The following is a 6,931-nucleotide window of genomic DNA, read 5'->3' on the forward strand; positions in this document are numbered from 1 at the left end:
TTCCGTTATTTAGTTGGATAACCAGTTAAAATGAAATTCCCTGCCCCATCCTTTTTTAATACTATCTTAGCATTCGTCATATATTCAACTGTCGTAGAACCTCTTTGTACTCCGCGTCCAATAATTTCTGTACCTTGATAGGGCAGAACCAAAGTCGATTTAGCTTTTGGATTGCTTAACCATGCTTGGATAATTTTTTGGTTATTTGGATCGTTTAAAACTTCGCTAGCAACTTTTTCAGCTGTAGCCCTATCTTTGAAAGTCGATGCTCCTGTTATTTTAGGGTTATCTTTTAAGCGCTGTAATAACTCGGCATCGGTCTTCCCAACATGTCTGGCAATTAGATGTCCTCCCCTTGCCTCATGTGCTGCTAATCCTCCGCCGGGAGCTAGAGGACTAAAATCTTTAGGTTTAACATTACTCGTCCCCTTATCAATCACCTTACTTTTGGCTTTCTTAATCATATGGAGAGATGCATCTTTCGCTTCATTCATCCATATTCTAGACGTTGGACCAACTCCAGCATATGCTGGTTGCAGTAAAACCGGAGAGATGCTTGCGACTAGATCTTCCCATTTCTTCTTAAACAAGCGTGCCGTTTCCGAAAGAGGGGAATTGACCACTTGGCGGTAAATAGTGTCGAAGATTCCCTTTATTTTATCATAACGCACGACACGACTCACTTTGGCAAGGGCTGATGCGACATCCATCGCCCTAACCCCTGTAATCGCTGTTTTTCCTGCCATGCCCACTCCTTTAGCGGGAGGGACAACCGATAGTAACAGCATCCCGCCTGCCAGCAAGCGATCTCCTAAAGAAAGGCGCTCCCCAGTAATCGGGTCGTACTCGCCGAACACTCGTTGCACGTCATACCATCCGAGAAGCTCCAAGCCGAATTCTTTCATGTTGTCAGCAAGCGTTTGATCCGCTTGGCGCATCGCCGCAGCCGTTCGATACAACAGCTCTTCAGCTTCGTTTAGTTTGTCCTCATAACGCTGTAACCAATGAACGAGTTCATCCCGCAACGCTTTGATCGCTGGCGTGCTGACGCCGGGGAGGTCCATGGCAAGAGAAGAAAGTTCCCACGACAGCGTCGTTCGCGCCCGCTCACAAGCGTCTTCGGCATCAGGAACGTGTTTTGCGATCGTTTCCAACTCATCAGGCTTTAGTCGGATCATCGTCAGTGCATCTCCCTTATCTTTTGACAAATACGAACAATATTCCAACTAGTTTGATAGACTTTCTGATTGAAAGGCGGCTCTACGATCCACAAGTTCTTAGATTCCCGTTTATACAGCACGTTGTGCGACATGCTTTGCACGCGCGGCATATTGATTCACTCCTCAATTTAGGCTTCACCAAAATGGTAACATAAGTAAAATAAGTATAAATTATGATTTTATTACTGTTTTTCCGACTAATTTATTAGTTATATTTCCTTAATTTTTACACGGAGATATAATACAAAATTCGTTTTAATATTCACTTTATACACTAGGACTGATGATCCATGATTGTCTAAATAAGCAAGTGCCATCGAAAAAATAAATAGAAAACGTTCATTTTCCTAACAGGGAAATTGAACCAAATTATACACTTTATATCAATTTATCATTTTGAATCATCACATATTAGTTGGATACGCTACACTTATAACCCATCACCTGAATTATGAACTTTCTTCATCTGTACCGCGCTTAAGAACGGGAAAGGAAACATGAATATATAAAAATGAGGAGGTTTGGCCCTCCTCATCCTGAATTTTTTTATTACGATTTGCTTAATGAAACATTTGGTTTCGTTTATTCCTTAAAATTCGCTTTTCCAGATAATAAGTCGGAATGATGATGGCCGCCCAAATGGCAAAGTAGTTCAGAACAACAAGAAACGGATTTCTGCTGCCGCCATGTCCTTCTTTTCGCCCTCTGCCGTCAAAATCTCCTTCGCGAAAATCCCCGTTAGGCGGCCCTTGATGCCTATTCGCCAATTCGCCTGTATTTCCATTCTCAAATGGCTGCCCATTTTGCTGCATTAGTTTCGGGTGAAATTCTCCCATGCTTGGAGTAGCCGTTGCAGAAAACCATTGAGTTCCGCCCGCTAAAATAGCGATTGATAAGGCAACTGCTGCAACCACTCTCTTTCGGAGTTTTCCTTCCTTCGATGTAAACGCTCTTTTACAAATGCTCATAATCCATTGCCAATGTACTCCAATATGAAGACCGACTAGCGCAAGCGTTGCATCGGCAGAGAAACTGTGGAGTTCTCGAATCGCATGTCCTCCTTGAACAGCAAGGCTTGGAAAAACGACTCTCGAAATCAATATCCCCGTTATAATAACGGTCGCCATCGAAATTAATAACAGTATATTTAACAGAAAACTAAAGCGCGTTTTTTTAGGGAGCGCGGGATCAAAAATCTTTTTAGTCGTATTGATGACCCAGCGATAGTTCAATCCGATATGAATAAGAATAGCTACGCCAATGACTAGACCAGCCACTTCATGGAACGGTAACCCGTTCATCACTCTCGGATTCATTAGCAACACAAAAGTGATGGCCATCAATAAATCGAGTACAATTTTTGTATAATTTTTCTTCAAGCTATGTCCTCCTAGCTTAAAATCGATCCCCCAGAAGCGTTTATTATTAGAAAAATAAAATTCGAGGTAAAGTTCAACATGTGCATTTAATGATGTCTAAAAAACATGATGAGAACGATTTTATTAGAAAAGCAGTGTGATTCCGACGGTGAAATCCACTGCCTTTCTAATCGTGTTTGATAGCTGCTGATACTTTTAAAGAAACCGCTGAAACTGCCTCTCTCTTTTGTGTATTCAGTCATCTTTACTTCAGTGTGATGTTACAACCTTGTAAATAGCGGATGACCAACCCGCAATTTGGTTCATTCAGTCGACTTTTGTTTTAGCATCTGTGAATCGTTTGTTCGTTATTGAGCTAACTGGCGATTTGCCGCTATAAATTCTTAAGTAACTCCTAACGATAAACCGTTTGTCATCACGTATCAAAATACTTCATTCCCCCCTTCTAATATTTAACCTCTTTTTTAGATACAACTATTACTTTACTAGCAAATGGTGAAGATTTAGTGAAAATCATTTGCATAAATTTTATTTTTCCATCCTATTTTCAGTAATTTTTTAGAAACAACAGGGTATTCTTTGTTTACATTTGGGAGGTAAATGAAGTTCTTCTATCTAAATCTTATTCAGAGGTGGTAGAAGTTCATAAATCTTTACTATCCTTACATATAATCCCCCATTAGAACAAGAAGCAAGCTTAGTTAAAATATCAAGGAGGAATTCATATGGCATTAAACCTTGCACTTCGTTTCATTTTAGAAGTTTGTGCCCTCGTTTCTTTTTCGTACTGGGGATTCCAAAGTGACAAAAGTTTCCCCATAAAGCTAGTACTCGGTATAGGCACCCCTTTGTTAATTGCATTGATCTGGGGGATTTTTGGTTCCCCTTCGGCTCGTATTCCATTGCGTGGATTTGCGCGAATCCTACTAGAATTATTTATTTTTGGTTTAGCAGCAATTGCTTTATATGCTTCTGGAAAGCCTATCCTTGCAATGATTTTTGCGTTTCTTGTTTTGATAAACCGCATTATAATGTATATTTGGGATCAATAAAACAAATATGATGTTCCTTTTTCTCGTTAATGAATCATATGTGTCTATTTAGTAGCATTGTCTGATTTTGTTAACAGTTTTATTTGCTAATTGGTACAAACTAACAGCATAACAGCAATCGTTTTAGCATTTCTTTTCTCATTCGTGCCAAATGTTAAGGGTACAGCCATCATCTCCGCCTCTGTTCAAATGGCATAGAATTTAATTAAATGATTTACTAACCACGCGCTAAACTTAATCCAACTTTTTCACAAACAACACCCGATCTTGATTCGGTCCGTCATAGTCTGCATATACCGGAATGCCGTCGACTTCCTTATCCCCGTTTTTTTCAATTTCAACTCCCATTTTTGTATGAAAAGCAATAGAGCCTTTGTTTACTGGCGAGGTAACGCAGCGAACAATGCTTCGACCGTGCTTTTTGACGGCAGCAAAAAACTCTCCATAAAGCCGTCTGCCAATGCCGTGCTTCCGATAATCAGGGTGAACGCCGACAAAGTGTATATATGCTTCTTCTGGATACGTTTGAGATAGAAAACCGATCAAAAATCCAACAATGGTTCCGTCTTGTTCAATAATGAAACTTGTATTTCTAAAATGGTCAAAAAATAGCTTTGGCAACATATCAGCCATTTGCCGCCCACCCCACCACTCATTGATGACCGGAGATATTGCATAGTAGTCTGATGCTTGTACTGGACGTAATCTCATTTGAAATCCCCCCTCAACTAGAGAGTTTTTTCTTCACTCCCCTGTAACCAATTACGTTTACTTTTTATTCTGCTTGAATGACTTAAATGACAAGACAATAGTGACAATCGCAACAATGCTAATAAAAAACAGCATCCGCCAAGGTTTAGGAAGATCAGGGAGCGGTATATGAGAAAATACAAGCTTCAATAAAACAAATGTTAAAAACGACATTATAAAATCTTTTAGGAAAGAAAGGAGTTTCCGATCCTTCAGCCAATTTGCGAATCCGAATATAAGTGATAAAAAAACTATTTCAAACCAAGTCATCAGCTGCCTCCTCTAAACACAGATTGTTAATCTAAACTTTAGCATAACTAATCTAAATTTATTAATCTCTTATCACGACAAATGATATAACCCCACACGTATTCATCAAAGTTTCCACACTCACGCACATCGAGCGTTTTTGGTCAACATGTTAAAAGGCCATAATAGCCGAACCGTTTCATGCACAGATTATAGTCTCATTTTTCCTATGAATCACATTGCTTTCGCCCACCAGTTTCTATAATCATTTTTTTCAAAAATATAACAATAATTCTATTTGAAAATTTATACATAATTGGTATTATATAATAGAAAGGGGTGAGAGGCTGCGCTATGAAACTATTTTAATGGATGATATCTCTAAAACTACTATCTACCATTCAAAAGGGGGAGAAGAAAAATGAAAAAGACGAAAATGATACTTTTTCTTTTTACATTCATTTTTAGTTTTATAGCTATATCTGCCAATGCTCATGCGGCTACTCCGACGCTCGGGTATCGTTGGTCTTCCTCTTCGATTACCTATTATAACGACGGTACTAATTCTTTTTATTCTGGCATATGGAATACCGCTTCTATATGTCGTATGCTTTATAAAACATCAATACTTAGTTTATCTCAAGCCCGAAAAATATAGACAAATGATTCACGAGGTCTTATATGATCTTACTGGTTTGGATTATCAAGTAGAATTCGAATATATTCTTCGTGAACTAAATTCAGAGAAGTAGAGGTATGTGTACCTCTACAGACTGTTGAAAAACGATTTTGTCAACGACAAAATCGTTTTTCTTTTGTTAAAATTTTAGGGAAAAGCAATGAAGAAGGGGATGAAGAACTATGTATTTTTCTTTTTCAAAATTCGAACTGAAAAAGAACAGACAAGCTTATGAAAACATGTACGACAAAAATCATTTAGTCGTTCAGATTGACAAAACGATGAATTGGAACTACGTGTATTCGTTACTAAAACCGTTGTATTCAGAAGACAAAGGTCGTCCATCGCTTGACCCATTGATGCTTGTTAAAATTTTAATCATTCAGTATATCGAAGGATTTCGTTCTGTTCGTTTCACCTGTAAACAAATTGAACAGCACATCACGTATCGATGGTTTTTAGGCCTTTCTAAGGACGATTCGGTCCCCTGTCACTCCAGTGTATCGAAGTTCCTTCGTCATCGTGTTGATCCAAAGGTATGGGAAGCCTTATTCGAGTGTGTCCTGTTACAGATTCAAAAAGAAGGATTTTTATCTCCAGAAACGTGGGCTGCGGATGAAACCGAGCTAAAAGCGAATGCGAATAAGCGAAAACGCGTCAAGGTGATGGAGAAGGAAGACGAGGACGTGCTACAGCTACTGAATCAAAAGCGCTTACAACATGGGAAAAAACCCCTTTCTCCCAAGCCGCCAAAAGAGGAGGGGAAAGAAGTCCTTTTCAGTACTACCGATCCAGATGCAGGACTATCTGTCAAGCATGATCCTCGTGGTCGGTTTGCTTTTCATGATCATCGCATCGTCGAAACCCTGCACCATTTTATTTTAGATGCCTATGTTACGTCAGCGAATGTGCCGGGGCATCGCGTGCTGTTGGAACGAATCGAGCGGGTGAAACAACGAATCGGCTATGTGCCGGAAGAAATCGTGCTAGATGCCGGCTACTATAACGCACGGCTTGGACGGGGGCTCGAAAAGAAAGGGATCGGAGCGTATATTTCTTATCTTCGCTTTCATCGAAAAGAACATCCGAAATGCCGTTCCAGTCACTTCCGTGGAGTGAAAGAAGATGTCTATGTTGGCCCTTGTGGTGTGGAGTTTACCTATTCGACGTCCACTCGCGCCGGATACCATGAATACAAACCTGTCGTGAAAGGCAGTTGTACAGGATGTCCTGCCGCGAAAGGAAAAGGAGATCGAGTACTCCGGATCTCGGTTCATCAAGAGGTCTACGAACAAATGAGAAAACGGCGGCTATCAGAAAGAGGACAAATCCTTCGATTGGTTCGTCCCGCTACTATTGAACGAAGTTTTGCAGAAAGTAAAGAACTCCACGGGCTTCGTTTTGCACGATACCGCGGAGTTCCATACGTACAGATTCAGGTCTGGATCACCGCCATGATCCAAAACCTAAAAAAGTGGATCAAATTACGATCCCTTCAATCACAAGGTATAGACTTAAGTTATCATAAGTAAGGCAAAAAGAAAAGAAAAAACTCACGTCTTCCGTGAACTTTTTCTTGACATCATACTTTTTCAACACTTT

Annotated in this window: 6 protein-coding genes; 2 read left to right on the top strand and 4 right to left on the bottom strand. The window is 39.9% G+C overall.

From position 1 onward, the window contains the following. Positions 1–5 precede the first annotated feature (5 nt). Positions 6–1,178, bottom strand: a complete 1,173-nt coding sequence (locus N667_RS19050; RefSeq protein ID WP_051529945.1) for an RNase A-like domain-containing protein — start codon at positions 1,176–1,178, stop codon at positions 6–8. 602 nt (positions 1,179–1,780) lie between these two features. Beyond that, entirely contained in the window at positions 1,781–2,599 is an 819-nt protein-coding gene (locus N667_RS0104250) for a DUF4405 domain-containing protein (protein WP_027408430.1), read from the bottom strand. Between the two features lie 725 nt (positions 2,600–3,324). On the opposite strand from N667_RS0104250, the gene N667_RS0104255 reads away from it, so the two are divergent. After that, the gene (locus N667_RS0104255) at positions 3,325–3,651 is read left to right on the top strand and encodes a YrdB family protein (protein WP_035097994.1); all 327 of its coding nucleotides are present in this window, start codon (positions 3,325–3,327) and stop codon (positions 3,649–3,651) included. A 234-nt stretch (positions 3,652–3,885) separates the two neighbouring features. On the opposite strand, the gene N667_RS0104260 is transcribed toward N667_RS0104255, so the two are convergent. After that, positions 3,886–4,362, bottom strand: a complete 477-nt coding sequence (locus N667_RS0104260) for a GNAT family N-acetyltransferase (protein WP_027408432.1) — start codon at positions 4,360–4,362, stop codon at positions 3,886–3,888. A 57-nt stretch (positions 4,363–4,419) separates the two neighbouring features. Then, positions 4,420–4,671: a hypothetical protein gene (locus tag N667_RS0104265; protein WP_027408433.1), complete on the bottom strand. Its 252-nt coding sequence runs from the start codon at positions 4,669–4,671 to the stop codon at positions 4,420–4,422. 840 nt (positions 4,672–5,511) lie between these two features. Between N667_RS0104265 and N667_RS0104275 the strand changes: the two genes are divergently transcribed. After that, positions 5,512–6,861, top strand: coding sequence for an IS1182 family transposase (locus N667_RS0104275; protein ID WP_027408435.1), 1,350 nt, complete (start codon positions 5,512–5,514; stop codon positions 6,859–6,861). Positions 6,862–6,931: the final 70 nt, after the last annotated feature.

Source organism: Anoxybacillus tepidamans PS2, assembly GCF_000620165.1.
GTDB lineage: Bacteria > Bacillota > Bacilli > Bacillales > Anoxybacillaceae > Anoxybacteroides > Anoxybacteroides tepidamans_A.

What these genes read in the sequence shown, in the direction of transcription:
- N667_RS19050 (WP_051529945.1), bottom strand. Translation starts at nt 1,178, where the DNA reads ATGATCCGACTAAAGCCTGATGAGTTGGAAACGATCGCAAAACACGTT.
- N667_RS0104255 (WP_035097994.1), top strand. Translation starts at nt 3,325, where the DNA reads ATGGCATTAAACCTTGCACTTCGTTTCATTTTAGAAGTTTGTGCCCTC.
- N667_RS0104260 (WP_027408432.1), bottom strand. Translation starts at nt 4,362, where the DNA reads ATGAGATTACGTCCAGTACAAGCATCAGACTACTATGCAATATCTCCG.
- N667_RS0104265 (WP_027408433.1), bottom strand. Translation starts at nt 4,671, where the DNA reads ATGACTTGGTTTGAAATAGTTTTTTTATCACTTATATTCGGATTCGCA.
- N667_RS0104275 (WP_027408435.1), top strand. Translation starts at nt 5,512, where the DNA reads ATGTATTTTTCTTTTTCAAAATTCGAACTGAAAAAGAACAGACAAGCT.